This window comes from Nonomuraea typhae, assembly GCF_009760925.1.
Classification (GTDB): Bacteria; Actinomycetota; Actinomycetes; order Streptosporangiales; family Streptosporangiaceae; genus Nonomuraea; species Nonomuraea typhae.
Genome location: NZ_VRLV01000002.1, coordinates 1 through 26,631, shown reverse-complemented (window position 1 = coordinate 26,631; position 26,631 = coordinate 1). Strand labels below are relative to the sequence as shown.

The following is a 26,631-nucleotide window of genomic DNA, read 5'->3' as shown; positions in this document are numbered from 1 at the left end:
CGGCCACTGGCAGGAGGCTCGGTGCTTCCCGGAATCCCTCACAGGCGGACCTTCGGCGCCGTCAGCAGCAGGCCGCCGGCGATGGCCAGCGTGCCCAGGACCGGCGCGATCCCCGGGGCGAAGCCGAAGACCATGAGCAGCACCAGCCCGCCGCCCACCAGCGCCGCCGCCGGGCCCGCGGTGCGCCAGGACGGCCGGCCGTACGGCAGGGCGGGCGGCTCCTCGAAGCGGGCGAACCCCCGCAGCAGCGGCCACATGACCAGCGCCAGCAGCCCGAACCAGACCGGCCACCCGGCCAGCCACCAGAAACCGCCCGGCGCCGGCGTGTCGATGCCCAGGCCCACCACGACCACGCCGGTCACCGCGAACAACGCCGGCATGTGCCACAGGTAGACGGTCATGATGCGCGGCCCGGCCCAGGTCAGCAGGCGCTCGGCGGGAAGGCGGGTCAGCCACGGGCGCAGCAGCATCGCCAGCCCGATCTGGCCGAACGACACCGCCAGCATCGCCAGCGTGGGCGGGGCCATGTTCGACACCGCGGCGCCCGGCAGGCCGATCATGCTGCCCGGGTAGGGGCCGAAGGCCACCAACAGCGCCGCCGCCCCGAACCCGGCGGCCGCCATGAGCGCCGGCCTGCGCAGCCGCCCCTCGGCGTAGAAGAAACCGAGCTGGTGCACCGCCAGCCAGACGAAGACCACGTTGGCGAACCCCAGCGCCTCGACGCCCGAGCCGAACCGGACCACGTCGCTCACCACGGCCCCCGCGGCCAGCACGGCCACGACCCGCCAGCCGTACCTCTGGTGCAGGCGCGTCATCGCCGGCGTCGCCGTCACTGCGATCAGGTACACGGCCAGGAACCACAGAAGCTGCCCGGTCAGCCGCGCCCCCGTTTCGAGCGGCTGACCGGGCACCCCCAGGGCGGCCAGCGCCTGCGGCAGCGGGATCCACACCGCGGCCAGCGGCAGCAGCGGCCAGGCCAGGCGGCGCAGCCGTACGTTCAGCCACTGCGGCGCCGAGGCGCGGGTGCGGCCGAAACTGATCGCGTTCGCGGCGCCGCCGGCGAAGAACACCAGCGGCATCACCTGACTGATCCACGTGACCACCCACACGCCCGGCGTGGCCAGCGCGTTGCCGGTGGCCAGGCGCGCCCCGTCGTAGCTGAGCACCGGGATCGTCCAGTGCTGCAGCACCACGAGCGCCATGCCGAAGACCCGCAGCAGGTCGATGAAGGTGTCGCGGCTCGGCGGAGCTTGGGCCGCCCGCCTGGGAGGGAGGTCGAGCAGCGCGGTCATGGGGGCCTCGATTCAGTGGGAAACGCGATGAACCAAGGCTTCCGCGCAGGCTCGCGCGGCACAGTGACGTGCGCCGCCCTCTTCGGCTCGAGGCCGCACCACCACGGATGGTAGGGCTGGCCCTACCCCCATGGACGGGCACGCCAGGTCGTGTGCGCGGCGCCGGGGCCGTAGCGTTGTCGCCATGCGTTCCCTGATTCGGCGCGTCCTGCTTGACTCGCGCTACACCATCGTCGGCTTCCCCACCGCGGTGATCGCCTTTGTGCTCATGGTGGCCGGTTTCGCCGCGGGCCTGGGCACCGCGGTGGTGTGGATCGGCCTGCCGATTCTGGCCGGAACGCTGATGCTGGCCCGCGCCTTCGCAGAAGGCGAGCGCGGCTGGCTCTCGGACGTGCTGGGACGGCCCCCCGTGCGCCCCCGCTACAAGCCCGCCCCCGAGGGCGCGGGCCGGATCCGCCGCATGGTCCACCCGATCACCACCGGCCAGTCCTGGCTGGACCTGCTGCACGGCATTCTGAACTTCCCGCTCGCGATCCTGTCGTTCGTGATCACGGTCGTCTTCTGGTTCCTGCCGATCGCCGGGCTGACCTATCCGATCTACGGGGTCATCACCTCGAACATCCCCAACTCCCAGGAGCTCCCGGAACTCCTCGGCCTCGGCAAGGGCTACCTCATCAACTCGATCTTCTACGTCGGCGTCGGGCTCGCCGGCGTGGTCCTGCTGCCGTTCATGACCCGGGTCGCCGCGCTGCTGCGGGCCGCGCTCGGCCGCGTGCTGCTGACCGGCGTGGCCGAGCTGCAGGAACGCATCGAGGACCTGTCGCAGTCGCGCTCGGCCGCCGTCTCGGCCGAGGCCACCGCCCTGCGCAAGCTCGAGCGCGACATCCACGACGGGCCGCAGCAGCGGCTCGTCTCCCTGGCCATGGAGCTGTCCCGGGCCCAGCGCCAGATGCAGAAGGACCCCGCGGCGGCCGAGGTCACCATCAAGGAGGCCATCAGCGCCACCCGCGAGACCCTCGACGAGCTGCGCGCCCTCTCGCGCGGCATCGCCCCGCCGATCCTGTCCGACCGCGGCCTCGCCCCCGCGCTGGCGGCGCTGGCCGGACGCTGCACCGTCCCCGTCGACCTCGACGTGCAGACCGCCGAGCGCTACCAGGCCGCCGTCGAGAACGCGATCTACTTCGTCTGCGCCGAGACCCTCACCAACGTCGCCAAGCACAGCCGCGCCCAGAGCTGCACCATCCAGCTCGTCCGGACCGGTGACACGCTCATGTTGATCATCGGCGATGATGGGGTGGGCGGCGCACACGTCGCCAAGGGACACGGTCTCGCCGGGCTGGCCGACCGGCTGCGCGCGGTGGACGGCGAGCTGACGGTTCAGTCGCCGGACGGCGGGCCGACATTGATCGTGGCGGAGGTTCCGTGCGGGTAGTTGTCGCCGATGACGCGGTGCTGATCAGGGAGGGCCTGGTCAGGCTCCTGGAGGAGTTCGGCTTCGAGGTGGTGGCCACCGTGGGCGACGGCGAGGCGCTCATCGAGGCCATCGCCACCCACAAGCCGGACGTATCGGTCGTGGACGTGCGCATGCCGCCGTCCTTCACCGACGAAGGTCTGCGCTCGGCCGTCGAGGCGCGGCGCCGGGTGCCGGGGGCGCCGGTGCTCATCCTGTCGCAGTACGTCGAGGTCTCCTACGCCGACGACCTGCTCGCCGACGCCCGCGGGGCCGTGGGCTACCTGCTGAAGGACCGGGTCGTCGACGTGGACGAGTTCCTCGAGGGCCTGCGGCGCGTGGCCGCGGGCGGAACGGTGTTCGATCCGCAGGTGGTGTCCCAGTTGATGGTGCGAAGGCGTAAGGACGACCCGCTGGCCCAGCTGACCCCGCGGGAGCGGGAGGTGCTGGGGCTGATGGCCGAGGGCAAGTCGAACCCGGCGATCGGGCGGCAGCTCGTCATCAGCGACGGGGCGGTGGAGAAGCACATCCGCAGCATCTTCGCCAAGCTCGGGCTGTACGCCGAGGACGGCGACCAGCATCGCCGCGTGCTCGCGGTGCTCGCCTACCTGCGCTCGTAGCGGGCTCCGCCGCGGTTGCTCGCGGCTCCGTACGTTGCGGGCTCCGCCGCGGGTGCTCGCGGCTCCGTGCGTTGCGGGGGTGCTTCTGCGGGTGCTCGTGGCTTCGTGCGTTGCGGGCGCTTCTGCGGCCTGCGTTTCACGGGCTGGCCTGCTCCTGCGCGGGGCGCTCTTCGTGGCGCCCTGCGGCGAGGCGGGGAGGGGGCCGTGAGCGGGCGGGTGCTCACGGGGCGCGCACGCTTTCAGCAGGCGCATGTTTCCGGCAGGCGTGTGTTTCCCGCAGGCGGCAAGTGCGTGGACGGCCTGCACGGGGCTTACGCGGCACCCGCGGGCCTGGATCCCGGCTGCGGACGCATGTACGGCCTGCAGGGGCGGACCGGTCCGCTGATGACCGGCAAGGGGCCGGCCGGTCCGCGCGGCGCTCCGCGCGGACCCAGGCGGCTCGGCAGGTCAGCCGAGCGCGTCGACCAGCTTCTTGCGCTGCTGGGCGCCCAGGCCGCCGAGGCGGCGCTTCTCGTCCACGCCCGCCTCCTCCATCAGCGCCGTCGCCTTGGCCGGGCCGACGCCCTTGACCGCGCGCAGCGCCTGGGAGACCTTGATCTTCTTGGCGATGTCGTCGTCACGCTCCAGCAGCTGCGCGAACGTCAGTTCACCGGCCTTGACCTTGGCGAGCAGGGCGGTGCGGGCGGCGCGAGCCTCCGCTGCCTTCTCCAGCGCGGCCTTGCGCTGCTCAGGGGTAAGGGTAGGAAGTGCCATCGGAATCTCTTCTCCTCGGGATTTACGGACAGTTACCCGTCGTGCAGTGGCTAATCATGGCGGATACCAGCGGTTCTTGTTGCGGAAAGCGCCCGCTCAACCGGTCCGCCAGACCTCGGCGGCCGCTTCGGCGCAAGCCACGTCCTGCGCGACCGTCCCTCCGCTGACCCCTATGCCGCCGACCACGCGTTCCCCCTCACCGTAGTCCGCCCACAGGGGGATGCCACCTCCGAAACAGATGAACCGGTCTCCGGCCAGCCCGGAGAGCTCTTTTCCCGGAGCGGTCAGCCGGCCGAGCTCCGCGGTGGTCCTCCGGTGGGCCACGGATGTGTACGCCTTGCCCGGCGCAAGCACGGGACCTGCGATTTCAGCGCCCTCCATGCGCTGGAACGTGACCAGGTGCCCGCCCGCGTCGACCACCGCGACGGAGATCAACGCCCCCTCCCGCCCCGCCTGCTTCAACGCCGCCTCACACATCCGCAGTGCGATCTCCAGGTTCACGCGACTCTCCCCAAGTCCCGATATCTCATCTTCTCGGCAGATCCATGTGTACGGCTCGCGCGGACGCCTGTGCAAGATCGTCGATCAGGTGTTCGGAAGTGTGGTTTATGCCTTCTCGGTGGTTTTCATCACATCGCACATCTCGGGCGTGTCGTAATGGGCGACACTGTCTCCCCACACTAAATTTTTTTAGTATCATCGCAACATGTCACTTCGCATGGCCCTGCTGACCCTGCTGGCGGGGGCGCCGCGCAGCGGGTACGACATCGGGCAGGAATTCGACGGCGTGCTCAAGTTCGTCTGGCACGCCAAGCCGACCCAGGTCTACCCCGAGCTGAAGCGCCTGGCCGCAGACAGGCTCATCCGGGAACAGGACGAGGGATCACGGGGCCGCCGGCCGTACGAGATCACCGACGAGGGGATGCGCGTCCTGCGCACCTGGCTGCTCACCAGCGACACCGACCACTCGCAGCGCAACGAGACCGTGCTGCGTTCCTTCGCGCTGTGGGTGGTCTCGCCGCAGGAGGCGGCCGGGTACCTGCGGGAGGAACGGGAGTACCACCGGGCGCGGCTGCGCGGCATGCGCGCCCTCAAGAACGGCCTCGACCTGCGCCTCGCCCCCGACCGCGCGGCACTGCTCGGCGTGGAGGCCGGGATCAGGCGCCTGGAGGCCATGGTGTCGTGGGCCGACTGGGCGATCGAGACCGTCTCCACCTGGCCCACGGGCATGGCGGGCACCGGGCGAGTGGCCTCGGGAGGGGCTGACGGCCGGGGCCGGAACCCGGGGATCCGGCCTAGGTGAGGGAGGCGCGACGGGGCGGAGGAGCGGGGAAGGGGTGCGAGGTACACGGAGCCCGGGAGCCTCCGGGCCGGGGCGGGGTGCTCAGAGCGCGGGGAGCCGGTGGGCCCGGGAGGTGTGGTGAGTGGGTTCGGGGCGGGGGAGCCACGGAGGGTGTGAGCAGGGGGGCGCGGTGGGTGGGTTCGGGATGCGGGAGTCCGTGGAGGGTGTGAGCGAGAAGGCGTGGAGGGCGTGAGTACGAAGGCGTGGAGGGTGTGAGCCGGTCGGCGCGGTGGGTGGGTTCGGGATGCGGGAGTCCGTGGAGGGTGTGAGCGAGAAGGCGTGGAGGGTGTGAGCAGGAGGGCGCGGTGGGCGTGAGCAGGAGGGCCGGTGGGTGGGTTCGGGGTGCGGGAGGTCGTGGGTTCGGGGTGCGGGAGGTCGTGGGTTGTGGGTGCGGGAGGTCGAGGGTTGTGGGTGAGGGAGGCGTGGTGAGCGGGGAGCCGATGGGTGGGGGAGATGGCGTGCAGGGGCTTGGGGCTCGGGAAGCCGGGGAGCCGGTTCGGGAGGGTGGCGTGGTCGGTGGGCTCGGGGTGCGGGAGTTCGGGGTGCCGGGTGGCATGCCGGTGTTGTTCGTGCACGGGTATGCCTCCTCGGGCTGGGCGGCGGGGTGGACGCTGTGCGGGGAGGTGCTGCGGCGCGAGGGTGTGCGGGTGATCGCTGTGGATCGGCCCGGGTATGGGGGCACGCCGCCCGGGGCGCCGTGGCTGGAGCTGGTGGCGGCGCTGGTTGAGCCGGTGGGGCCGGTGGTGGTGGCGGGGGTGTCCATGGGGGCCTCGGCGGCGCTGGGGCTGGCCGTGGCACGGCCGGATCTGGTGGCGGGGGTGGCGGTGTTGTCGGGGATGGCGCCGGCTCCGGCGGGCAAGTGGGCACCGGCCAGCCGGGAGGACGCCTTCTACTGGCGGCTGGCCCGGTCCGCGCCGTGGCTGCTGCGGCGGTTGTGCGCGGTGTCGGCCGGTGCGATGTCCAAGGGGGCGCGCGGGGACGCGGCGAAGCTGATGGCCCGGGTTGAGCGGGCTCTTCCCGCGGCCGATCTGGAGGTGTTCAGGGAGCGGATGGGTACGGGGCGGGCCGCCTTCCTGGCCGACGTGGCGGAGAGCTCCCGGCAGGGCGGCGCCGCGATGGCCGACGACCTGGTGCGCCACCTCCGGCCCTGGGCGGCCGACCCGGCCGCGGTGAAGGTGCCGGTGCGGCTCCTGCACGGAGTGGAGGATCCGAAGGTCCCGGTCAAGCTGGCCAGGAGCCTGGCCGACCGGCTGCCGGACGTCCGGGCCGCCTACCTGCCCGGCGGCCACTTCGCACCCTTCGCCGACCAGGAGGCCCTGGTCGGGACCCTCCTCGATCTCGGGCGCGCCAAGAGCTGACCCAGAAACACCGCGCCGCGGCCTCGGGGCCCGGGCTGCCCGTGGTGTGGCCGGCCTCGCGGACCCGGCCCGGGGCGTCTGTGGTGTGGCCGGCCTCGCGGGCCCGGCCCGGGGGCGTCCGTGCCGTTCAGTCCGGGGCGCGCCAGGTGGTGAGGCCGGCGGGGGTGAGGAAGGCGTCGAAGACCGACTCCATCGCTCCCCGCAGTGCCCCGCCCCACGCCAGTTCCGAGGCGGCCAGCTCCGGCGGGTGGTCGCCGCGGATCGTCATCAGGCCGCCCAGGAACGCCTCCTCCAGCACCTGACGGCCCTGGGCGTGCAACTCCACTCCGAGCCCGGACAGCGTCACGATCTCGGGGTCGTGCGCGTTGACCAGCGCGGCGATGCCCCGGCCCAGGGCGCGGGCCCCGGACAGGACGGCCTCCTGCGCCGCCGGGTCCCCTTGCGCGGACTTCGCGAGGATGGCCCGCGCCTGGTCGCGGCCCCGGCCGCCGCCCGCGGCCAGCCCCAGGTGGCGCAGCAGCGCGTAGGAACCCACGTCCATGCCCCAGCAGCCGCGCGCGCCGCACGCGCACGGCGCCGTCCCCCCGGTCAGCGGCATGTGCCCGAACTCGGCGCCTGCGCCGCTCGCCCCGCCCAGGGGGCGTCCGCCGACCACCAGCACGCCGCCCAGGTCGAAGTCCACGTGCAGGTGCAGGCCCACGTGTACCCCGGCCAGGCGGCCGCGCCGCGCCTCGGCCAGGGCCGCGTAGGCGGTGTCGTTGCCCACGTGCAGCGGCAGGCCGCCTTCCATGAGCAGCGCGGGGGCGTCCACGGCCCGCCAGCCCAGGTGGGACACGTCCACCAGCCGCCCCTCGCGCACCGGGCCGGGCACCGCGAGGCCGATGCCGACGGCGCGGGAGCCGTACCGCTGGAGGTGGGTGGCGAGCGTGTGCCCGAGCGGGCCGAACGCGCCGTCCGGGGTGCCGTCGTGCGCGCGGGCGGCCAGGAGCGTGGTGCGTCCGCCGAGTTCGCCGGCGGCGAGGTCCCAGCCGTCCTCGCGCAGGTCCACGGCGAGCGCGATGGGACCGCGGGGGTGTGGACCCGGGATCTGGGTGGGGCGGCCGCGGCCGTGTTCTGCGGCGGGTCCTTCGTGCAGCAGGCCGTCCGCGACCAGGCCCCCGACCAGCACGGATGCCGCGCCGCGGGAGAGGCCGAGGTCTTTGGTGAGCTGCGATCGGGTACGGCCGGCGCCCCCGTCGTGCACGGTGCGCAGGAGCCGGGCCCGGTTGTGGGCACGGAGTTCGGCGCTCGTTGTGGCCCCGGTCACGATCGGCATCTCGTCATTGTGGCAACCTCATGCCGCTTATTATGCTCTCGGCGTGAACAAAAGTGTGGCACGTCGTGCGCGACAGGGTGTGTTCGGCTTCTTCTTCCTCAGCGGCTTCGTGATGGGCGTGTGGGCCGCGGGACTCCCCTCCCTCAACGAACGCCTGGACCTGGGCCCCGCCAGGCTGGGCACCGCGCTGCTGCTCATCTCCGGCGGCGCGCTGGTCTCCATGCTCGCGGCGGGCCCCCTCGTGGACCGCTGGAGCAGCCGCCGCGTGTGCTGGGTCGCCGGTCCGCTGTCGGCCGTGGTGCTGCTCGGCCCGGCATTGGCGCCGTCATACGGGTGGCTGGCCGTTCTGGCCGTGGTGTTCGGCATGGGCCTCGGCGTGGTCGAGGTCGCGATGAACGCCCACTCCGTCGAGGTCGAGCGGGTGTACGGCCGGCCGATCATCTCCGCGTTCCACGGCACCTGGAGCCTGGGCGGGGCCACCGCGGGCATCCTGACGTCGCTGGTGCTCCAGTTGGGCGTGGAGGGTCAGGCGCTGCTGGTGGCCGCCGGGATCGTCGTGCCCTTCCTCTACCTGCCCGCGGCCCTGCGCCTGCTGCCCGCCCCGCCCGCGGACGCCGAAGGTGCGCCGGAGGCGTCCGGCAAGGTCGTCGGCCTGCGGTGGGGGCTGATCGCGCTGCTCGGGCTGGCGGCGTTCGCCGGGCATCTGAGCGAGGGCGCCGCCATCGACTGGGCCGCCCTGCACGCACGCTGGATCCTCGGCACCGACCCGGCCGCCGCGCCCCTCGCCTACACCGTCTTCGCCGTGGCCATGACGACCGTCCGCCTGCTCGGCGACCCGATCCGGGCCAGGCTCGGCTCCGTGCGCACCATCCGGCTGGCCGGTCTGCTCGCCACCCTCGGTTACGTCCTGGTCCTGCTCTCGCCTCTGGCCGGGGACGGCCCGCGCGTGGTGGTCGCCTGGACGGGCTGGGCGCTCGCGGGTGTCGGCCTGGCCACGGTGGTCCCGGTCATCTTCAGCGCCGTCGGCGCGGCCGGCGGCCCGGTGGGCAAGGCGCTGGCGCTGGTCACGGCGTTCGGCTACTCGGGGATGCTGGTGGGGCCCGCGGTGCTGGGGTTCGTGGCGGAGTCGTCCTCGCTGCCGGTCGCGCTCGTCATCCCGGCCGTGCTGGCCGCCGTGGTGGCGCTGGCGGGCAGCCCGTCCATCCGCGCGCTCACCGCCCGCCCGGCCCCGGAACCGGTGGCCGCCCGCGACTCGTGATCACGGAGGGTGGCTTTCCCTATCAACAAGCATGACAAATCGTAAAAAGCACCTGAACTGGTGTTATTCTATCGTGACTTGACCCTAAGGTTGCATACGGGTTTCATGAGGCGTGCTCCGGTAAACGTTTACAGATGGCTGTCTGTCACCGTTTGCCCTCATGGAAGGACAGCCTTGGCCGACGGACCCACGATCAACACGATCGCCGAGCGCGCGGGCGTATCCATCGCCTCCGTCTCGCGGGTGCTCAACGGCCTGCCGACCCGCCAGGAGACGGTCCGCAAGGTCATGGCCGCCGCCGAGGAACTGGGTTACGTGCGCAACGCCGTGGCCCGCAGCCTCAAGTCGCGCCGCACCAACCAGGTCGCCTTCGCCATGGCCGACATCGGCAACCCCGTCTACCTCGCCATGGTCCGCCAGATCCAGCCCGTGCTCAAGGCCGCCGGCTACCGCCTCGTGCTGCACTCCACCGACGCCATCGCCGCCGACGAGATCGACGTGCTGCACAGCCTCGGCGAGCGCTACGTCGACGGGCTGATCATGAGCCCGCTGCGCGTCACCGCCGCGCACCTCGACACGCTCAAGGCCGCCCGCGCCCCCGTCGTCATCATCGGCCAGGTGCCCGAGGGCACCCGCGTGGACAACGTCCGCGCCGACTCGCGCACCGGCGTCAAGCTCGCCCTCGACCACCTGCACGCGCTCGGCCGCCGCCGCATCGCGCTGGTCAACGGCCCCCTCGACACCGTGCCCGGCGCCGCCCGCGCCGCCGCCTACGCCGAGGCCCTGGACGCGCTCGGCCTGCCGTACGACGAGGAGCTCGTCGAGATCGGCGACTTCTACCGGCCCGACGGCGCCCGGGCGGTGGCCGCCCTGCTGGCGCGCAGGCCCGACGTGGACGCGCTCATGTGCGCCAACGACCTCATCGCCCTCGGCGCGCTCGACGTGCTGCGCGCCTCCGGCCGGCGGGTGCCCGCGGACGTGGCCGTGGTCGGCATGGACGACACCGACCTGGCCGCCGCCTCCTGGCCCTCGCTGACCAGCGTCTCGCTCGGCTCGGCCGAACGCGGCAAGGCCGCCGCCGAACTGCTGCTCGACCGGCTGCAGCACGGCGAGCGGGAGCCGCGCCTGGTCACGGTCGCGCCCCACCTCGTGGTGCGGGCCTCCACCTCCGGCCGGGAACCCGCCCTGCCGTACGACACCCCACAGGAGGGAGGCGGCCGATGACGGCGACCGCGACCCGACCGGCGCCACCCGCGCCGCGCGTCCGGCGCGCCCGCGGGGGCTCGCGCCGCGCGCGCGAGATGTGGCTGCTGATGCTGCCCGCACTGGTGCCGGTCCTGCTGTTCAGCGTGGGCCCATTGCTGTACGGCGTGGGCCTGGCCTTCACCGACGCCCGCGCGACGCGCAACCGCGACATTTCTTTTACCGGTCTGGAAAACGTTTACGAACTGCTCGGCGACGCCGACTTCTGGTCCTCGTTCAAGATCGGCATGATCTGGGCGATCTCGGTGACGCTGCTGCAGTTCCTGGCCGCGCTCGGCCTCGCGCTGCTGCTCAACCAGAACCTGAGGTTCCGGGGCGTGGCCAGGGTGCTGGCGGTGGTGCCGTGGGCGATGCCGCCCGTGGTCATCGGCCTCATGTGGAAGCTCGTCTACCACCCCGACGCCGGAATCCTCAACAGCATGCTCGGCACGGACGTCAACTGGCTGGCCGACTTCTCGCTCGCGCTGCCCGCGATCATCGTGGTCGGCGTCTGGACCGGCATGCCGCAGACCACCGTGGTGCTGCTGGCCGGGCTCCAGGGCGTGCCCAAGGAGTTGTACGAGGCGGTCGAAGTGGACGGCGCGGGCCGCTGGCGGCGCTTCTGGAACATCACGCTGCCCCAGCTCCGCCCGGTCATCGTGGCCATCACCTCGCTCGACTTCGTGTGGAACATCAACCAGTTCGGCCTGGTCTACGTGCTCACCGCCGGCGGGCCCGGCGGCCAGACGCGGCTGCCCATGCTGTTCGCCTACGAAGAGGCATTCCGCTACCGCTTCTTCGGCTACGCCTCCATGCTCGGCATCGCCTTCGCGATCGTCGTGCTCGCGGTGCTCGGGTTGTACCTGTGGCGGCAGATGAAGGAGGCCAAGTGAGGCGCCTGCCCAGCTACGCGGCCCTGCTTGCCTACGTCCTCTTCCTCGCCTTCCCGCTGGTCTGGCTGCTGTCCACCGCGCTGAAGACGCCGCAGGAGATGGCGCAGCTGGACCCCACCTGGATCCCGCGGAACCCGACGCTGGCCAACTTCGCCGACGCCTTCGGGGAGCAGGACCTCACCGGCGCCGCCGCGCGCAGCCTGGTCGTGGCCCTGTTCAGCAGCGTCATCACCGTGCTGATCTCGCTGCCGGCCGCCTACGCCATGGCGCGCTACCGCAGCCTGGTCAACCGGATCGCGATCGGGTGGGTGCTGGTCAGCCAGGTCTTCCCGTTCATCCTGATCATCATCCCGCTGTTCATGGTGCTGCGGGAGATGGAGCTGGTGAACACCCTGCCCGGCCTCGTCGTGGTGCACGTGACGTTCACGCTGCCGTTCGCGCTGTGGATGCTCCAGGGGTACGTGCGGGCCGTGCCGCCGGAGCTGGAGGAGGCCGCCTCGGTGGACGGCGCCGGCCGCCTGCGCGCCCTGGCCAGCGTCGTCGCGCCCCTGCTCGCCCCCGGTGTGGTGGCGACCCTGCTCTTCTCGTTCATCTCCTCATGGAACGAGTTCCTCTTCGCGCTCGTGATCCTCCAGGACCCCGACGTGATGACCCTCCCGCTGACGCTGGTGCGCTTCACCGGCCCGGAGGGGGTGGCCAGGCTCGGCCCGCTGGCCGCGGCGTCGCTCATGGCGACGATCCCGAGCCTGATCTTCTTCGCAATCATTCAGCGGCGCTTGAAGTCCGGCCTCATGGCCGGCGCCGTGAAGGGCTAGGAGGCTCATATGCGAATCAGGTCCGCTTTCGCGGTGACGGCGCTGCTCGCCGTCGCCGTGACCGCCTGCGGCAGCGGCGGCGGCGACAAGGGCGAAGCCGCCAAGCCCGGTGAGCCGGTCAAGCTGAACTTCCTCAGCCTCGCCTGGCAGAAGGAGTCCCTCGCGGCGAACAAGGAACTCGTCGAGGAGTGGAACAAGGCCAACCCCGCCATCCAGGTCACCTACGTCCAGGGCAGCTGGGACAACGTCAACGACCAGCTCGTCACCCAGTTCGCCGGCGGCACCGCCCCCGACGTCATCCACAACGACTCCCCGGCCCTTTCCGGCTTCGCCGCCGACGGCTACCTGCTCGACCTCAAGGACAAGATCCCGGCCGAGCTGAAGAGCGACATCCCGCAGGCCGCCTGGGACACCACCACCTTCGACGACGGCAAGGGCAACCAGGGCGTGTACGGCGTGCCGTTCCTGCAGGAGTCGCAGGTCATCATCGCCAACAAGAAGCTCCTCGACGCGGCCAAGGTGCGCATCCCCACCACGGACAACCCGTGGACCTGGGAGGAGTTCTCCGCGGCGGCCAAGAAGATGACCAAGGACGGCGGCTTCGGCGTCGCCTGGCCGATGAAGTCGCCGGTCAACAAGACGCTCAACCTGGCGCTGAACTTCGGCGGCAAGTTCTTCGAGACCGGCGCCGACGGCAAGACCACGGTCAAGGTCGGCCCCGAGGAGCGCGAGGTGCTCCAGCGCATCCACGACCAGCTCTGGAAGGACAAGTCCGCCGACCCGGCCGCGCTCGGCCAGGGCACCGCCGACCCGCTGCCGGCCTTCTACAAGGGCAAGTTCGCCCTGCTGCCCGTGGGCGTCTACCTGCGCCAGCAGGTCGTCGAGCAGGCGCCCGACGGCTTCGAGTGGGTGACGCTGCCCGGCCCTAAGGGCACCACCACCGAGCAGGGCGCCGTCTCCCAGACGCTCTCGGTCGCCCAGGACAGCAAGCACGCCGACGAGGCGCTCAAGTTCATCTCGTTCTTCCTCAACGGCAAGAACCAGGCCAAGCTCGCCAAGGGCGACTGGCTGCTGCCCACCTCGCAGGCCGCCGCGGCCGACCCGTCGATGACCACCCAGGAGAACGGCTGGGACGTGGCCACCGCCTCCGGCAAGAGCCTCGTCGTCGCCCCGTTCCTCAAGGTGAAGGGCTTCGACGAGTGGAAGAGCAAGGTCGCCACGCCGGTGCTCCAGCAGTACTACGCCAACAAGATCAGCCTCGACGAGGCGGCGAACAAGCTGGTCACCGAGGGCAACGCGGTGCTGGAGCGGTACCAGAAGTGACCTATCGCGACAGGGCCCGGGGGTGTCTGCTCGGCCTGGCGGCCGGCGACGCCCTCGGGGCGCCCGCCGAGAACCTCACGCCGGAGGAGATCACCCGGCGCTGGGGACGGCTGACCGAGATCGAGGGAGGCGGCACCGACGACACCGAGTACGCCATCTTCGCCGCCTCCCTTCTGGTGCGGCACGGGCACGGCCTGAGCGCCGCCGACGTGGCCGCCGCCTACCGGAACGAGATCATTCCGCTGGTGACCGGGCCGATGCGCGGTGCGGGATTCTCCGAGCTGGGAACGATACAGGCGCTGCGGCGCGGGCTCACGCCGCCGCTCACCGGGCTGGTGCACTCCCACGGGTGGTCGGACGGGCTGGCCATGCGGGCCGCGCCGTACGGGATCTTCTGCCCGGGGGATCCGGCCGAGGCCGCCCGGCTGGCCGAGCAGGATGGGCTGGTCAGCGGCTCGGGTGAGGGCATCCTCGGCGGCCGGGCCGTGGCGGCGGGCGTGGCGGCCGCCATGGGCGGGGCCGCCCCGGCGGCCGTGGCCGACGCGGCGCTGGCCGCCGTCCCCTCCGACTCCTGGACCGCGCGCAATCTGGCGCGGGCGCGGGAGGCGCTGGCCGGCCCCGCGCAGGAACTGGGCAGGCGGCTGCATGACGCCGTCGTCATCCGGCACTACCCGTGGACCGACCTCGCCCCCGAGGCGGTGGCCCTGGCCTTCGCCGCCTTCCTGGCCGGGGACGGCGAGGTGGAGGCGTCGGTGACCTTCGGCGTCGGGCTGGGCAGGGACGCGGACACGATCGGCGCCATCGCGGGGGCCCTTGCCGGGGCTTCCCAAGGAGAAGGCGGGGTGCCCGCGCGGTGGAAAGCGCGCATCGGGCCCGCCACGGGCAAATGCCTGCCGATCGTGGCGGGCAGACACGTGCTGGACGTCGCCGACGAGCTGGCGAGAGGACTCTGAGCAGGATGTCGGGGGACAAGATCAAGGGGGCCTTCATCGGCCTCGCCGTGGGGGACGCCGCCGGGTGGCCCGCGGCACGGCACCGGGCGGCGCTGCACGCCCCGTGGAGCCGGCGGCTGCACCGGGAACTGGACCTGTTCGCCGAGGAACACCGGCTCACCACGCTGCCGGTGCCGTTCGCGCTCAACCAGCCGACCGCGCCGCTGGCCATCGGGCCTTCCGACGACGCCGAATGGCTGGCTTGGACCGTTCTCACGCTGGAGCGCCCGCGGGCCGAGGCGTTCGGGGAACTGGCCGGGCGCGACGACATCCGGGTCCGGATCTCCGTCGCCGCCGCGCTGGACAACCTGGCCAAGGGCGTGGAACCGCCGGCCAGCGGGCACGACAACCCGCACTTCTTCGACGACGCCGCCGCCGTCCGGGCGGTGGCCTTCGGGGCCCTGGGGCGCGACCCCGCCCCGGACGCGCAGGTCACCAACGCCGGGGACGGCGTCCTGGGGGCGATGGCCGTCGCCGCCGCGGTGCGCGCCGCCGTCTCCGGCGCCGCGGTGGCGGAAGCCGTCGAGGCGGCGCTGGCCGTGCTGCCGGAGGACACCGCGATCGGGCACAACGCCCGCCTCGCCGTACAGATCGCACGCGAGGCCGGCGAGCCGTTCGCCGCGGTGCCGGCGCTCGACTCGGCCTTGATCGATCACGTTTACAGTTACGCGGTCGGTGCGGCGCAGACCGTGCCGATCGCGCTGGCGCTGGCCGAGGCGGCGGGCGGCGCCCTCGCGACGGCCGTGCCGGCGGCGGCCTGCCTGGCCGCCACCGCGGACTCCGCGCCCGCGCTCACGGGCGCGATCACCGGCGCGTGCGGGGGGTACGGCGCGATCCCGGAGGGGTGGATCACGCCGGTTCGCACGCTCGCCGGATGCTGCCTGCCGGAACTGGCGGGCACCGATCTCCTGGAACTCACGGAAGGACTGTCATGACGCCGCTTGAGGACAAGGCCATCGGCTGCGTGGCGGGGGCGGCGGTGGGTGACGCTCTGGGCGGCGCCACCGAGGGCTGGACTCCCGAGCAGATCACCGCCAGGTACGGCGGCGCCGTCGAGGGCATCGTGCCCCCGTACCACGAGGACTGGCGCAACGCCCGGCCGATCGCCCCCTACCACAAGGGCGACGGCCACATCACCGACGACACCCTGATGACCCACGCGCTGATCCGCGTCTACGAGAAGACCGGCGCCCACCTGGACGCCTACGCGATGGCCGAGCACTTCGTGCCCGAGCTGATGGGGGAGCGGCGGTGGATCCCCGAGCTGGAGGCCGAGGCGCTGCCGCTGCAGCGGGTCTTCCTGGCCGAGAAGTGGATCGTGGCCCGCCTGCACTACGGCCACGCCGACCCGCGCGAGGCGGGCGTCGGGAACATCGTGAACTGCGGCGCCGCCATGTACGTGGCGCCGGTCGGCGTCGTCAACGCGGGCGACCCGGACGCCGCCTACGCCGAGGCGATCGACCTGACCGGGGCGCACCAGTCCAGCTACGGGCGGGAGGCGGCCGGGGTGATGGCCGCGGCGGTGGCCGAGGCCATGCGGCCGGGCGCCACCGTGGACAGCGTGATCGCCACCTGCCTGCGCCTGGCCAAGGACGGCAGCCGGGCGGCCATCGAGGCCGTGTGCGGCGCCGCCGCCGGCCTCGGGCACTGGGAGGGCTCGTTCGGCACGCTGCGGGCGGCCATGCGGCCCTTCGACACCGTCGCCGACACCTACCGCGACCAGGGGCTCGGGGCGCGGCGGCCGAGCCGCGTGCACAGCATCGAGGAACTGCCGCTGGCGCTGGCCTTCCTCGTCGTGGCCAAGGGCGACTACCGGGAGACCGTGCTCGGCGGCGTCAACTACGGGCGCGACGCCGACTCGATCGCCTCGATGGGCGGCGCCATCGCGGGCGCGCTCGGCGGCTCCGCCGGCGTCCCGTCCGCGTGGGTGGATGCGGTGGGTACGGCCAGCCGTACCGACCTCGTCGAGCCGGGGCGCGTGATCGCCCGGGCGGCGCTGCGCGTGCACGCCGGCGACCTGGCCCGCCGGCGCGCCCACGAGGCGGCCTTCACCCAGCTGGCCGGCGAATGATCCGCCTCACCTGGGTTCAGCCGGAGGACCTGATCGGGCACGAGCTGCGCCAGGCGGCCGAGGACGGCCGGGCCGCCGCCTTCGCCGCCGAGCTCGGCGAGATCACCGGCCGCTGGCACGCGGCCGGCGGCCATGACGCCCCGCCGCGCGCGGGAGCCTCCGACGGCGCCGCCGCCCGGCTGCGCGGGCTGGCCGAGGACCTGCTGGACGAGCTGGCGGTCCTGCCGTCGCCGCTGGAGGAGCCGACCGGCCTGGCGGACATCGTCGCCGCCTGCCCCGCCTGGCCCGGCCCCTCCTCCGGCGCGGCCCCCGATCCCGGCCGGGTGCTGGCGGCGTGGCAGGGGCGGGTGGCCGGGTGCGTGCTGGGCAAGCCGGTGGAGAAGATCCCGCGCGAGGGCATCAGGCAGATCGCCGAGGCCACCGGGAACTGGCCGATCCGGGGCTGGTTCACCGCCCGGGGGCTGCCGGGCGAGGTGGCCGCGCGGTGGCCGTGGAACCGGCGCAGCGCCGTCAACTCACTGGCCGAGAACATCGACGGCATCCCCGAGGACGACGACCTCAACTACCCGCTGCTGGCGCTGAGCGTCCTGGAGCGGCACGGGCGGGAGTTCACCACGGCCGACGTGGCCAAGCTGTGGCTGGACGAGCTGCCCGCCGGGCGCACGTTCACCGCCGAGCGCGTCGCCTACCGCAACCTGCTCGACGGCATGGAGCCCCCGGACACCGCCGCGCACCGCAACCCGTTCCGTGAGTGGATCGGCGCCTTCATCCGCGCCGACGTCTACGGCTGGGTCAACCCGGGCGATCCGGCCACGGCCGCCGAGTTCGCCTGGCGTGACGCCCGCCTGACCCACACGGCCAACGGCGTCTACGGCGCGATGTTCGTGGCCGCGATGTGCGCCCAGGCCCTCGCCGGTGCCGATGCCGGCGCCGTGGAGATCGTGGAGGCGGGACTGTCCGTGGTGCCCGCGAAGTCCCGCCTCCATCACGCGGTACGGCAGGCCGTCGAGGACGCCCTGGCCCTCGAGGGCTTCGAAGACGTCGTGGACCGCCTCTACCGGCGCCACGGGACCCTGCACTGGGTCCACACGATCAACAACGCCGCCCTGACCGCAGCCGCGCTGGTCCACGGCCGGGGCGACGTCACCCGCGCCATCGCCGGCGCCGTGGCCGGCGGCTGGGACACCGACTCGGCCGGCGCCACCGCGGGCTCGATCGCCGGCGCGCTGGCCGGGGCGGTGCCCGGGCAGTGGCTCGTCGAGGGCGGGCTGGCCAGCAGCTTGACGGGCTTCGACGGGGTGGGGCTGGATGAGCTGGCCCGCCGTACGCAGGAGATGATGAAGGCATGATCTCGGTCTTCGGCAGCGCGAACATGGATCTGGTCGCGTATGTCTCGCAGGCGCCCAAGCTCGGTGAGACGGTCACCGGGCGCAGCTTCCGCACGATTCCCGGGGGCAAGGGCGCCAACCAGGCCATCGCCGCGGCGCGGGCCGGCGGTCAGGTGGCGTTCCTGGGCGCGGTCGGCGCCGACGGGTTCGGCGCCGAGATGCGGGCCACGCTGGCCGCGGCCGGAGTGGACGTGAAGGGCCTGCGCGAGGTGCCTGGTTCCAGCGGCATCGCGCACATCGTGGTGGACGACGACGGGGGCAACTCGATCATCGTGGTGCCCGGGGCGAACGGCACGGTCACGGGGCCGTCCGGCGACGACCTCGCGATGATCGCGGGCTCGCAGGCGCTCCTGCTGCAGCTGGAGCTGCCGATGGCGGCCGTGATCGGGGCGGCGCAGGCGGCGCGGGTGTCCGGGGCGCCGGTCATCCTCACCCCGGCGCCCGCGCGGCCGCTTCCGGACGAGCTGCTGGAGGCGGTCACCCTCATCGTGCCGAACGAGCACGAGGCCGCGGCCATCACCGGGGTGAGCGGGGCCGAGGGCGCGCTCGACGCGCTGCTGGCCAGGGTGCCCGAGGCGGTCATCACGCTGGGCGGCGACGGCGCGCTGTACGGGTCGCGCTCCGGCGAGCGGCTGCGGGTGCCGGCCGTGCCCGTGAAGGCCGTGGACACGACGGCGGCCGGCGACACGTTCGTGGGAGCGCTGGCCGTGGCGCGCAGCGAGGGGCTGGCGCCGGCGGCGGCGCTGCGGTTCGCCTCGGCCGCGGCGGCGCTGTCGGTGCAGCGGGAGGGCGCCAGCACCTCGATGCCGCTCCGGGCCGAGATCGACGCCGCCCTGGCCGGCTGACGCGGCTCACCTGCTCCCGCCGGCGGGGCTGCCGGCCCCGAGGCGCTGGGCGGTCCAGGCGGCCACCTCCTCGACGAGTCCGGCGTCGACCGGCTCGCCGTACTGCCGGCCGTACGTGCGCTGGGTGGCCGGGCCGGGGTCGCGGCGCAGTAGGTGCGTGAGGTCGGGCACCCGGCGCGTCTCGGCCGGGCCCGGCACCACGTCCGCGATGGTTTCGAGGTCGGCCGGGTCGACCTGCACGTCCTTGGCGCCCGTGAGGGCCAGCAGCGGCACCCGGACCTCGGACAGGTCCTTCTTGGGGTCGTAGACCAGGAACTCCCGCATGGACCGCGCCCCGAGCCTGACTCCGTACAGGCGGGCCACGTCGCCCTTGGTCGCCTTGAGCTTCGCGGCCATCTTGGCGGCCAGGCCGCGCATGGTGCTCCGCCCCAGCAGCAGAGCCACCAGCTTCAGGGGCCAGGACAGGCCCTCGGCGTCCTTGCCCGCCGCCCACCACAGGAGGGTCTCCTCACCGGTCTTGGCGTGTCCGGAGATCATCACCACGGCCGCCGCGCCCTCGCGCGCGCCGAGAGCCGCCGCGTGCAGGGCGCCCTCGCTGTAGCCGATGGCGCCGACCGGGCCGATGCCGGGGAGTTTCGCGAGCTCGCGCAGCGCCGTGGCCGCGTCCTGGCGATGCTCGTGGAAGCCCGTGGCCATCCAGTCGCCGGGGGTGGCGCCGACGCCGCGGCGGTCGTAGCGGTAGGCGGCCACGCCGCGCTCGGCCAGGGCCGTGGCCAGGGCGGGGCCCAGGTCGATGCGGCCTTTGCCGAGGTTGCCGTCGCGGTCGAGCTTGCCGGGCATGAGGATGAGCGCGGCCGGGTGCGGGCCCTCGCCCGGGGGCGTGGTCAGGGTGCCGTGAAGGCGACCATCAAGAATCAGTTCTTTTCGCGATATGTCGGGTCGCATGGCCGTCACGTTATCGCCCACTGCGAACGTTCGCAAGTGATGCGAACGTTCGCATGACGTGAGATAATAGGGGGATGGATGCCTTGGAACTCTTCGCCCACCCGGTACGGCTGCGCATCGTGCACGCCATGGCCGGTCAGCGGGTCGTCACCACCGCCCAGCTCGCCGAGCTGATCTCCGACGTCTCCAAGGCCACCGTCTACCGGCAGGTGAGCGTCCTGGCCGACGCCGGAGTCCTGGAGATCGACGGCGAGGAGCGCATCAGGGGCGCCGTGGAACGCAGGTACCGCCTGCGCCGCGACCGCGCCTTCGTCGACACCTCCGCCATGGCCGGGCTGAGCCCCGACGACCAGCGCCGCGTGTTCACCGCCGCCATCGCCACGCTGCTCGCCGAGTTCAGCGCCTACGTCGGCCGCGACGGCGCCGACCCGGTCGCCGACGCGGTCGGCTACCGCCAGCACGCCCTCTGGCTCACCCCGGAGGAGCTCGACGAGCTCATCGCCGGGCTCCGCGCCGCCATCCTCCCCGTGATCCGCAACGCCGCCACCCCGGACCGGCGCCGCTACCTGCTCAGCCCCATCCACTTCCCCCTCGAGACGTGACGGCGCCCCCGCCGTCACGGCGGGGGCGCACCTCGGCCGATCAGCAGGTCAGGTTCCCGCCGGGGCTCACGCCGAGGATCTGGGTGAAGCGCTGGTAGGCGTTGACCCGGCTCTGGACCTGGCCGGGGTTGCCGCCGTTGCATTCCAGGCTGCCGTTGATGCTGCGGATGGTCTCGCCGAAGCCGCGGCTGTTGACCATCGCGTTGTGGGCCGTCATGGTGCCGGGGCCGTTCTGGGTCATCCAGTACCACAGCGCCGTCTTCCAGGCCACGGCCGCGTCCTGCTGCACCAGCCACGGGTTGGTCAGCAGCGGCAGCCCGAGCGCGTCGCCGGCCGCCTTGTAGTTGAAGTTCCAGCTCAGCTGGATGGGACCGCGCCCGTAGTAGGCCGCCTGCCCGGCGGGGCAGCCGTAGGACTGGCTCCGGTCGCAGTAGTGCGGGTAGTTGGCGGTGTTCTGCTCGACGATGTGCACCAGGCCGCCGGTCTCGTGGTTGACGTTGGCCAGGAACGCGGCCGCCTCCTGCTTCCTGATCGTGTCGCTGCCCGTCTTGGCGAAGGCGGGGAAGGCGCCCATGGCCGTGGTCAGGCCGCTGTAGGTGTAGAAGGAATTCCGGCTCGGGAACATCTGGTTGAACTGAGCCTCGCTCACCACGAAGCCCGACGGGTCGGGCGGGTCGGTGGGGCCGCCGCCGCAGGTGTACGGGTCCCAGTACCAGTGGCTGATCACCGGGTCGTATCCCGGGTTCTCGTGGACGGCGAGGTAATAGGCGCCGTCGGTGTACCGGACGATGCTGCCGGCCGGGTACCACTGCCCGGCGGCCCAGTTCGGATAATCGCAGGACGTTCCACCGCCGCCACCTCCACCGCAGCTGCCCTGGTCGGCCCAGACGCCGGCGTTGCCCGGGGTCTCGTTCTGGGTCCACCACTTGGCGGACCAGTTGTGCCCGTTGTGGGAGACGACCGCGCCGCCGTTGTAGACGGCCGAGGCGCTCCACGGGGTCGCGCACGCGGCCGCGCCGGCGGCGGCCGGCACGACCACGGCCAGTGCCCCCGCCGCCACCAGGAGGGCGAGCAATGGGGCCAGGAGTCGTTGCACGTGTACCACTTCCTCGCATCTGGGGGGAAATGCTTAGGAAAGTTTCCTAAGAATTAACCGCTGTGCGGGAAGTGCGCAAGACCCAAAGTCAGGACGCTACTGGCCCGACAGGTGGTGGGCGCACTCGTCGCGGTAGCGCAGCACCGTCTCCCGGATCCTGGTGGGGTCGAGGGTCGCGGCCCGCGAGACCGACGGGATGACCGCCTGCCGTACCGGGGCGAACAGGCGGGCCAGATCGGCCGGGGTGGCGCCCTGGGCGCCGAGGCCGGGAGCCAGGATGGGTCCGTTCAGGCGGGACAGGTCGTACTCCGGGTCCGCGACCGTGGCGCCCACCAGGACGCCGATCGAGCCGAGGGGCGTCTGGGCCCGGTTGGCCGCGGCGACGGTGCCGAAGATCTGGGCGGCGACCTGCCGCTGGAGGTGCGCGGCCTGCGGATTGGAGGTGCGGGCCAGGATGAACAGGCCGGCGTCGTGCAGGCGGGCGTGGTCGATCGCGGGGGCGAGGGCCTCGGTACCGAGGTACGGGCTCACGGTCAGGGCGTCGGCCGCCATGGGACTGCCGGGGTCCAGGTATGCCTCGGCGTAGGCGGCCATCGTATGCTCCACGTCGCCGCGTTTGGCGTCCAGGATGACCAGCGGGCCGGCGGCTCTGAGGTCCTCGATCGTGTGCTCCAGGATCGCGATGCCCCGGCTGCCCCAGCGTTCGTAGAACGCGGACTGCGGCTTGGCCACCCCGGCGATGTCGGCGATCTCCTCCACCACGGTACGGCTGAAGCGTTCCAGTCCGGCGGGTGAATCGTCGAGCCCCCACGCGTGCAGGAGCCCCGGGCTCGGGTCGATGCCGACGCACAACGGCCCGTATTTATCCAGCTGGGTGCGCAGACGTGCACCGAACGTCTCTTCTCTCATGGTGATCCCCCCTTACGCGCGGCAGCCTAACCGCTTCACGGGGCGTGAAGCATGGATTCAGTCCGAGGGGGTATGGACACCAGCCGCGGATGGGCCTATGGCGTGGGGTCAAGTCTCTTGACCGTGCCAGTCTTCCGGCTGGTGGGTGATGGGTAGATCGCAGGCATGTACGAGATCGCCAGTCGCACGCTCACGCTGCGTACCCTGCCGCCCCGGGAGGTGACGATCACCATCGGCCTGCCGTACGAGGAGCCGACGGGCGAGTGGTCGTGCCCGTACCGCATCGACGGGCTGGACGGGTGGGAGCACGAGCGGAAGGTCACCGGGTCCGACGCGGTGCAGGTGGTGGAGCTCGTGCTGAGCATGTTGCGCAGCGCCGTGGCCGGCTCGCCCGAGGGGCGGGAGGGGCTGCTGTCGTGGGACGAGGAGGACGACGGGCCGCGGACCGTGTACGTCACCCTGGACAGGGACGTCAACGCCGCCTATATCGCGATGAAGCGGGAGGTCGCCCCCGGCGAGGCGGTACGGCAGGCCGTGGCCGACGACGTGGTCCTGGACTTCGCCGCGACGGGTGAACTGCTGGGCGTCGAACTCCTGGACGCCGAGACCCGGCTGCCCTCCGAGATGCGCGCCTGACCCGGCTCAGCGTCCGGCCGCGTCCTGGGCGGCCAGCACCTCGTCGGCATGGTCGGCGGCCCACTGCCCGAAGGACTCGATGGGGCCCAGGAGGCTGCGGCCCAGCTCGGTCAGTGAGTACTCGGCCCGCCCCGGCCTGCTGTCACGGGCCACCAGCCCGTTGAACTCCAGGCGGCGCAAGGTCTCGTTGAGCACCTTCGCGCTGATCCCGCCCACCTCGGCCCGCAACCGGGACGGCCGCCGCGGCCCATGGCGCAACGACCAGAGCAGCACGGCGTTCCATGTGTTGCCCAGCAGGTCGAAGGCCAGCCGAGCCTGGCAGTCAGCGAGGAACACGCTACGCCCTCCCCGGGCACCGAATGGTTAGTGGTCGTCTCTCTAGCTTCTTCCTATCGGAAAGAGGAAGGGGACGCGCGATGCGCATCGGAATCCTGGGGGCGGGCAACATGGCCGACGCCCTCGGCACCCGCTGGATCGAGGCCGGGCACGCGGTCATGATCAGCGGCCGCGATCCGGAGAAGACCCGCGCCAGGGCGGCGGGCATGGGCGCGGCGGCCGGGACGTTCCGGGAGGCCGCGGAGTTCGGGGAGGTCGTGCTGCTGGCCGTCCTCCACGACGCGGCCGACGAGGTGCTCGAGGGCCTGCCGCTGCGCGGCCGGACGCTGGTGGACTGCACGAACGCCGTCGAGGACGGCAGGCTGCTCCGTGACATGGCCGCGCACATCGCCCGCGACACCGGTGCGCACGTGGTCAAGGCGTTCAACCTGTGCCACGTGGACGTGTGGCGGATGACGCCGCCGGTGTTCGGCGGCCGGCCGCTCGCCGTACCCCTGTCGGGGGACGACGAGGGAGCCGTGGCCGCGGTGCGCGGGCTGGTCGGCGACCTGGGCTGCGTGCCCGTCGACGGCGGCGGGCTGGAGCGCGCGGCGCTGGCCGAGGCGACGATGGCGTTCATGGTCGGCTTGTGGGCGACGGGGGCGGACGCGCAGGCGATCGTGCCGCCGCTGGAGTACGTGACGGGAGGGTAGCGGCGTACGCCCTGGGGCGTAGTGGCGGGCGCGACGGCGGGCGGATGCCCGGTTTCGCCCGCCGCGCCAGGCTGGGGGCGCAGCCGAGATCGAAGGAGACATCCGTGGTAACCCAGCAGCGCGGCGGGCTCAGCACCGCCTTCAGGGTCGCGATCGTGGTCAACGCGCTGGCGGTGCTGGCGCAGGCGGTGACGGCCGGGCAGCTTCTGAGCGGCGCCGGCACGGCGGCGCACGGCATGGGCGCGGGCGTCGTGCACGTGGCCGGTCTGCTGCTGGCCGTCACCGGGGTGCTGGCCTGGCGGCCGGGCGGCGGGGCGGGCTGGCCGGCGCTGGCCGGGCTCGCGGTCCTGCTGCTGGGTTTCGGGCAGTCCATGACGGGCGGCTCGGGCGCCACGGCGGTGCACGTGCCGCTGGGCGTGAGCATTTTCGGGCTCAGCGTCTGGCTCCTGGTGTGGTCATTCTCCCCTCGCGTGTCCCGTATATGAACAAGTACTGTCGAACCCGTGAGTGAAGTGCGGGTACTCGTGGGGCCGGGTGTCGTCGCCGATCCCGCGCTGTTGTCGGAGATCGCCGAGCGTGAGTTCGCGGCGCTCGGCGCGGCCGGGACCGTGACGTACGCCCGTACGGCCGGCGAACTGCTTGCGGGCGGGCCGGGCGACGGCGTGCCGGTGGTCATCCCGGGGCCGGAGCCCGCGGCGCGGGCGCTGATGGCGGAGTTCGCCGGCCCGGTGGTGTGGCTGGACCTCACCCGCGCCGACGACGTGTGCGTCGGCGCGGAGGCGCGCCACCTGCACGGCCGGGGCGTCGAGGGGCTGGCGTGGGCGATCAGGCACGCCGTGCACCGGTCACGGCACCCCGCCCGGCGGGTCGCGTACGGCGCGCATGCCGACCAGTGGGCCGAGCTCTACCTGCCGAAGGACCTCGCGGCGGCGAGCGTGCCGGTGATCGTCCTGGTGCACGGTGGCTACTGGCGCTCGATCTGGGCGGCCGACCTCATGGAGCCGCTGGCCGCCGACCTGGTCGGGCGCGGGTTCGCGGTGTGGAACCTCGAGTACCGCCGCCCCGACCTGCACGGCTGGGAGGCCACGACGGCCGACGTCGCGGCCGGGGTCGGCGCTCTGGCCGAGGCCGGCGAGGAGCGCCTGGACCTGGACCGCGTGGCGGTCGCGGGCCACTCGGCGGGCGCGCAGCTGGCGTTGCGGGCGGCGGCCGACGGCGCCCGGGTGGCGCTGGCGGTCTCGCTGGCCGGCGTCCTGGACCTGGTCGAGGGCGATCGCCGCTGGCTGAGCTCGGGCGCGGTGGCCGCCGCCCTCGGCGGGGACGCCGAGGTGTACGGCGCGGCCAGCCCGCTGGCCAGGCTGCCGCTGAAGGTGCGCCAGCTCGTGGTCCAGGGCCGGGGCGACGACCTGGACCTGATCGACTTCAGCCGCCGCTACGCCAGGGCGGCCAAGGAATCCGGCGACGACCTGACATATCTGGAAATGTCGGGCGACCACTTCGCGGTCATCGACCCCGGCACCCCCCTCTGGCGCACCACCGCCGTGGCCATCGCCAACGCCCTGCGCTGACCCTGTGCTGAAGCACAGAAGACACGCCGTGGCCATGGGCCGGACTGGTGCGGGCGGCGCACCCGGACGGACACTGAACCCATGCTGTCCTACTCCAGCGCCACAGCGCAGACCCCGCTGCTCGGCGAGACGATCGGTGCGAACTTCGAGCGTACGGTGGCCCGTTTCGGCGGTCGCGAGGCTCTGGTGGACGTGCCCGCCGGTCGCAGGTGGACCTACGCCGAGCTCGACGCCGAGGTGAACCGGCTGGCCGCCGCTCTGATCGCCCGGGGTGTGGCCAAGGGTGACCGGGTGGGCATCTGGGCGCCCAACTGCGCGGAATGGGTGATCGTCCAGTACGCCACCGCGAAGATCGGCGCGATCCTGGTCAACGTCAACCCCGCCTACCGCGCCCACGAGCTCGCCTACGTGGTCAGGCAGTCGGGCCTGCGGCTGCTCATCAGCGCGCTGGCGCACAAGGGCAGCGACTACCGGGCCATGGCCGAGGAGATCGGGTTCGCCGACGTGATCTACCTCGGCGACCCGAGCTGGGAGGACCTGCTGGCCCTGCCCGCGGACCCGGCCGCGGTCCGGGCCCGGATGGCGTCGCTGAGCGCCGACGATCCGATCAACATCCAGTACACCTCGGGCACGACCGGTTTCCCCAAGGGTGCGACGCTGTCGCATCACAACATCCTCAACAACGGCTTCTTCGTCGGTGAACTGCTGGGCTACACCGAGGCCGACCGGGTCTGCCTGCCGGTGCCCTTCTACCACTGCTTCGGCATGGTCATGGGCAATCTGGGCGCCGCCTCGCACGGGGCGTGCGTGGTGATCCCCGCCGCCGGGTTCGCGCCGGAGGCGACGCTGCAGGCCGTGCAGCAGGAGAGGTGCACCGCGCTGTACGGCGT

Annotated in this window: 28 protein-coding genes; 20 read left to right on the top strand and 8 right to left on the bottom strand. The window is 72.7% G+C overall.

Annotation, left to right across the window (positions count from 1 at the left end; genetic code table 11):
• Positions 1 to 38: 38 nt before the first annotated feature.
• Positions 39 to 1,292 carry an acyltransferase family protein gene (locus FVE25_RS06650; RefSeq protein ID WP_157245576.1) on the bottom strand — a complete coding sequence of 418 codons (1,254 nt, stop codon included), beginning with the start codon at positions 1,290 to 1,292 and terminating at the stop codon, positions 39 to 41.
• Positions 1,293 to 1,476: 184 nt separating this feature from the next.
• Here FVE25_RS06650 and FVE25_RS06645 point away from each other — a divergent pair, with 184 nt between their 5' ends.
• Together FVE25_RS06645 and FVE25_RS06640 are read left to right on the top strand one after the other, a co-directional pair.
• The gene (locus FVE25_RS06645; RefSeq protein ID WP_157245575.1) at positions 1,477 to 2,724 is read left to right on the top strand and encodes a sensor histidine kinase; all 1,248 of its coding nucleotides are present in this window, start codon (positions 1,477 to 1,479) and stop codon (positions 2,722 to 2,724) included.
• A complete protein-coding gene (locus FVE25_RS06640) occupies positions 2,715 to 3,362 on the top strand; it encodes a response regulator (protein ID WP_157245574.1) in 648 nt (215 codons plus the stop codon). Before FVE25_RS06645 ends, FVE25_RS06640 begins: the two co-directional genes overlap by 10 nt.
• A gap of 447 nt (positions 3,363 to 3,809) precedes the next feature.
• On the opposite strand, the gene mihF is transcribed toward FVE25_RS06640, so the two are convergent.
• Positions 3,810 to 4,115, bottom strand: a complete 306-nt coding sequence (gene mihF / locus FVE25_RS06635) for an integration host factor, actinobacterial type (RefSeq protein ID WP_157245573.1) — start codon at positions 4,113 to 4,115, stop codon at positions 3,810 to 3,812.
• A gap of 96 nt (positions 4,116 to 4,211) precedes the next feature.
• Entirely contained in the window at positions 4,212 to 4,616 is a 405-nt protein-coding gene (locus FVE25_RS06630; RefSeq protein ID WP_157245572.1) for a GlcG/HbpS family heme-binding protein, read from the bottom strand.
• 205 nt (positions 4,617 to 4,821) lie between these two features.
• On the opposite strand from FVE25_RS06630, the gene FVE25_RS06625 reads away from it, so the two are divergent.
• Positions 4,822 to 5,418, top strand: coding sequence for a PadR family transcriptional regulator (locus FVE25_RS06625; protein WP_157245571.1), 597 nt, complete (start codon positions 4,822 to 4,824; stop codon positions 5,416 to 5,418).
• 548 nt (positions 5,419 to 5,966) lie between these two features.
• Positions 5,967 to 6,815, top strand: coding sequence for an alpha/beta fold hydrolase (locus FVE25_RS06620; RefSeq protein ID WP_157245570.1), 849 nt, complete (start codon positions 5,967 to 5,969; stop codon positions 6,813 to 6,815).
• 127 nt (positions 6,816 to 6,942) lie between these two features.
• On the opposite strand, the gene FVE25_RS06615 is transcribed toward FVE25_RS06620, so the two are convergent.
• Positions 6,943 to 8,130: an ROK family transcriptional regulator gene (locus tag FVE25_RS06615; protein ID WP_246266733.1), complete on the bottom strand. Its 1,188-nt coding sequence runs from the start codon at positions 8,128 to 8,130 to the stop codon at positions 6,943 to 6,945.
• Between the two features lie 43 nt (positions 8,131 to 8,173).
• Here FVE25_RS06615 and FVE25_RS06610 point away from each other — a divergent pair, with 43 nt between their 5' ends.
• From FVE25_RS06610 to rbsK, 10 genes are all read left to right on the top strand, one after another.
• Positions 8,174 to 9,388: an MFS transporter gene (locus FVE25_RS06610; RefSeq protein WP_246266731.1), complete on the top strand. Its 1,215-nt coding sequence runs from the start codon at positions 8,174 to 8,176 to the stop codon at positions 9,386 to 9,388.
• Between the two features lie 174 nt (positions 9,389 to 9,562).
• Complete coding sequence (locus FVE25_RS06605) at positions 9,563 to 10,612, top strand: LacI family DNA-binding transcriptional regulator (RefSeq protein ID WP_157245569.1); 1,050 nt, start codon at positions 9,563 to 9,565, stop codon at positions 10,610 to 10,612.
• Positions 10,609 to 11,523, top strand: a complete 915-nt coding sequence (locus tag FVE25_RS06600) for a carbohydrate ABC transporter permease (protein WP_157245568.1) — start codon at positions 10,609 to 10,611, stop codon at positions 11,521 to 11,523. The genes FVE25_RS06605 and FVE25_RS06600 overlap by 4 nt, the downstream gene beginning before the upstream one ends.
• On the top strand, positions 11,520 to 12,338 hold the full coding sequence (locus tag FVE25_RS06595) for a carbohydrate ABC transporter permease (protein WP_157245567.1): 819 nt from the start codon (positions 11,520 to 11,522) through the stop codon (positions 12,336 to 12,338). Before FVE25_RS06600 ends, FVE25_RS06595 begins: the two co-directional genes overlap by 4 nt.
• Before the next feature lie 9 nt (positions 12,339 to 12,347).
• On the top strand, positions 12,348 to 13,661 hold the full coding sequence (locus FVE25_RS06590; RefSeq protein ID WP_157245566.1) for an ABC transporter substrate-binding protein: 1,314 nt from the start codon (positions 12,348 to 12,350) through the stop codon (positions 13,659 to 13,661).
• The gene (locus FVE25_RS06585) at positions 13,658 to 14,614 is read left to right on the top strand and encodes an ADP-ribosylglycohydrolase family protein (RefSeq protein WP_157245565.1); all 957 of its coding nucleotides are present in this window, start codon (positions 13,658 to 13,660) and stop codon (positions 14,612 to 14,614) included. Before FVE25_RS06590 ends, FVE25_RS06585 begins: the two co-directional genes overlap by 4 nt.
• 5 nt (positions 14,615 to 14,619) lie before the next feature.
• Positions 14,620 to 15,588, top strand: coding sequence for an ADP-ribosylglycohydrolase family protein (locus tag FVE25_RS06580; protein ID WP_246266729.1), 969 nt, complete (start codon positions 14,620 to 14,622; stop codon positions 15,586 to 15,588).
• On the top strand, positions 15,585 to 16,724 hold the full coding sequence (locus tag FVE25_RS06575; RefSeq protein ID WP_157245563.1) for an ADP-ribosylglycohydrolase family protein: 1,140 nt from the start codon (positions 15,585 to 15,587) through the stop codon (positions 16,722 to 16,724). The genes FVE25_RS06580 and FVE25_RS06575 overlap by 4 nt, the downstream gene beginning before the upstream one ends.
• On the top strand, positions 16,721 to 18,073 hold the full coding sequence (locus tag FVE25_RS06570; protein ID WP_157245562.1) for an ADP-ribosylglycohydrolase family protein: 1,353 nt from the start codon (positions 16,721 to 16,723) through the stop codon (positions 18,071 to 18,073). Before FVE25_RS06575 ends, FVE25_RS06570 begins: the two co-directional genes overlap by 4 nt.
• Positions 18,070 to 18,957 (top strand): ribokinase, encoded by an 888-nt coding sequence (gene rbsK, locus FVE25_RS06565; RefSeq protein ID WP_157245561.1) that lies wholly within the window; start codon positions 18,070 to 18,072, stop codon positions 18,955 to 18,957. The genes FVE25_RS06570 and rbsK overlap by 4 nt, the downstream gene beginning before the upstream one ends.
• A 6-nt stretch (positions 18,958 to 18,963) precedes the next feature.
• Here the strand turns inward: rbsK and FVE25_RS06560 are convergent, their stop codons facing one another.
• Complete coding sequence (locus tag FVE25_RS06560; protein ID WP_157245560.1) at positions 18,964 to 19,902, bottom strand: alpha/beta hydrolase family protein; 939 nt, start codon at positions 19,900 to 19,902, stop codon at positions 18,964 to 18,966.
• Positions 19,903 to 19,976: 74 nt separating this feature from the next.
• Between FVE25_RS06560 and FVE25_RS06555 the strand changes: the two genes are divergently transcribed.
• The gene (locus tag FVE25_RS06555; protein ID WP_157245559.1) at positions 19,977 to 20,504 is read left to right on the top strand and encodes a helix-turn-helix domain-containing protein; all 528 of its coding nucleotides are present in this window, start codon (positions 19,977 to 19,979) and stop codon (positions 20,502 to 20,504) included.
• 40 nt (positions 20,505 to 20,544) lie between these two features.
• On the opposite strand, the gene FVE25_RS06550 is transcribed toward FVE25_RS06555, so the two are convergent.
• Together FVE25_RS06550 and pyrF are read right to left on the bottom strand one after the other, a co-directional pair.
• The gene (locus FVE25_RS06550; RefSeq protein ID WP_246266727.1) at positions 20,545 to 21,600 is read right to left on the bottom strand and encodes a glycoside hydrolase family 19 protein; all 1,056 of its coding nucleotides are present in this window, start codon (positions 21,598 to 21,600) and stop codon (positions 20,545 to 20,547) included.
• A gap of 96 nt (positions 21,601 to 21,696) precedes the next feature.
• Positions 21,697 to 22,509 carry an orotidine-5'-phosphate decarboxylase gene (gene pyrF, locus FVE25_RS06545; protein ID WP_157245558.1) on the bottom strand — a complete coding sequence of 271 codons (813 nt, stop codon included), beginning with the start codon at positions 22,507 to 22,509 and terminating at the stop codon, positions 21,697 to 21,699.
• 165 nt (positions 22,510 to 22,674) lie between these two features.
• Here pyrF and FVE25_RS06540 point away from each other — a divergent pair, with 165 nt between their 5' ends.
• A complete protein-coding gene (locus tag FVE25_RS06540) occupies positions 22,675 to 23,145 on the top strand; it encodes a DUF2283 domain-containing protein (protein WP_157245557.1) in 471 nt (156 codons plus the stop codon).
• 6 nt (positions 23,146 to 23,151) lie between these two features.
• Here the strand turns inward: FVE25_RS06540 and FVE25_RS06535 are convergent, their stop codons facing one another.
• Positions 23,152 to 23,481, bottom strand: a complete 330-nt coding sequence (locus FVE25_RS06535) for a winged helix-turn-helix transcriptional regulator (protein WP_157245556.1) — start codon at positions 23,479 to 23,481, stop codon at positions 23,152 to 23,154.
• Positions 23,482 to 23,561: 80 nt separating this feature from the next.
• Here FVE25_RS06535 and FVE25_RS06530 point away from each other — a divergent pair, with 80 nt between their 5' ends.
• From FVE25_RS06530 to FVE25_RS06515, 4 genes are all read left to right on the top strand, one after another.
• On the top strand, positions 23,562 to 24,173 hold the full coding sequence (locus FVE25_RS06530; RefSeq protein WP_157245555.1) for an NADPH-dependent F420 reductase: 612 nt from the start codon (positions 23,562 to 23,564) through the stop codon (positions 24,171 to 24,173).
• Between the two features lie 104 nt (positions 24,174 to 24,277).
• Complete coding sequence (locus tag FVE25_RS06525; protein WP_157245554.1) at positions 24,278 to 24,658, top strand: hypothetical protein; 381 nt, start codon at positions 24,278 to 24,280, stop codon at positions 24,656 to 24,658.
• Positions 24,659 to 24,676: 18 nt separating this feature from the next.
• A complete protein-coding gene (locus FVE25_RS06520) occupies positions 24,677 to 25,741 on the top strand; it encodes an alpha/beta hydrolase (protein ID WP_157245553.1) in 1,065 nt (354 codons plus the stop codon).
• 81 nt (positions 25,742 to 25,822) lie between these two features.
• On the top strand, positions 25,823 to 26,631 hold an 809-nt coding region (locus FVE25_RS06515), incomplete at its 3' end, for an AMP-binding protein (protein ID WP_157245552.1).

Bases quoted from the DNA above. Each gene is read 5' to 3' on its own strand.
- FVE25_RS06650 (WP_157245576.1), bottom strand. From the start codon at position 1,292: ATGACCGCGCTGCTCGACCTCCCTCCCAGGCGGGCGGCCCAAGCTCCG.
- FVE25_RS06645 (WP_157245575.1), top strand. From the start codon at position 1,477: ATGCGTTCCCTGATTCGGCGCGTCCTGCTTGACTCGCGCTACACCATC.
- mihF (WP_157245573.1), bottom strand. From the start codon at position 4,115: ATGGCACTTCCTACCCTTACCCCTGAGCAGCGCAAGGCCGCGCTGGAG.
- FVE25_RS06625 (WP_157245571.1), top strand. From the start codon at position 4,822: ATGTCACTTCGCATGGCCCTGCTGACCCTGCTGGCGGGGGCGCCGCGC.
- FVE25_RS06615 (WP_246266733.1), bottom strand. From the start codon at position 8,130: ATGCCGATCGTGACCGGGGCCACAACGAGCGCCGAACTCCGTGCCCAC.
- FVE25_RS06600 (WP_157245568.1), top strand. From the start codon at position 10,609: ATGACGGCGACCGCGACCCGACCGGCGCCACCCGCGCCGCGCGTCCGG.
- FVE25_RS06590 (WP_157245566.1), top strand. From the start codon at position 12,348: ATGCGAATCAGGTCCGCTTTCGCGGTGACGGCGCTGCTCGCCGTCGCC.
- FVE25_RS06580 (WP_246266729.1), top strand. From the start codon at position 14,620: ATGTCGGGGGACAAGATCAAGGGGGCCTTCATCGGCCTCGCCGTGGGG.
- FVE25_RS06575 (WP_157245563.1), top strand. From the start codon at position 15,585: ATGACGCCGCTTGAGGACAAGGCCATCGGCTGCGTGGCGGGGGCGGCG.
- FVE25_RS06570 (WP_157245562.1), top strand. From the start codon at position 16,721: ATGATCCGCCTCACCTGGGTTCAGCCGGAGGACCTGATCGGGCACGAG.
- rbsK (WP_157245561.1), top strand. From the start codon at position 18,070: ATGATCTCGGTCTTCGGCAGCGCGAACATGGATCTGGTCGCGTATGTC.
- FVE25_RS06560 (WP_157245560.1), bottom strand. From the start codon at position 19,902: ATGCGACCCGACATATCGCGAAAAGAACTGATTCTTGATGGTCGCCTT.
- FVE25_RS06555 (WP_157245559.1), top strand. From the start codon at position 19,977: ATGGATGCCTTGGAACTCTTCGCCCACCCGGTACGGCTGCGCATCGTG.
- pyrF (WP_157245558.1), bottom strand. From the start codon at position 22,509: ATGAGAGAAGAGACGTTCGGTGCACGTCTGCGCACCCAGCTGGATAAA.
- FVE25_RS06540 (WP_157245557.1), top strand. From the start codon at position 22,675: ATGTACGAGATCGCCAGTCGCACGCTCACGCTGCGTACCCTGCCGCCC.
- FVE25_RS06530 (WP_157245555.1), top strand. From the start codon at position 23,562: ATGCGCATCGGAATCCTGGGGGCGGGCAACATGGCCGACGCCCTCGGC.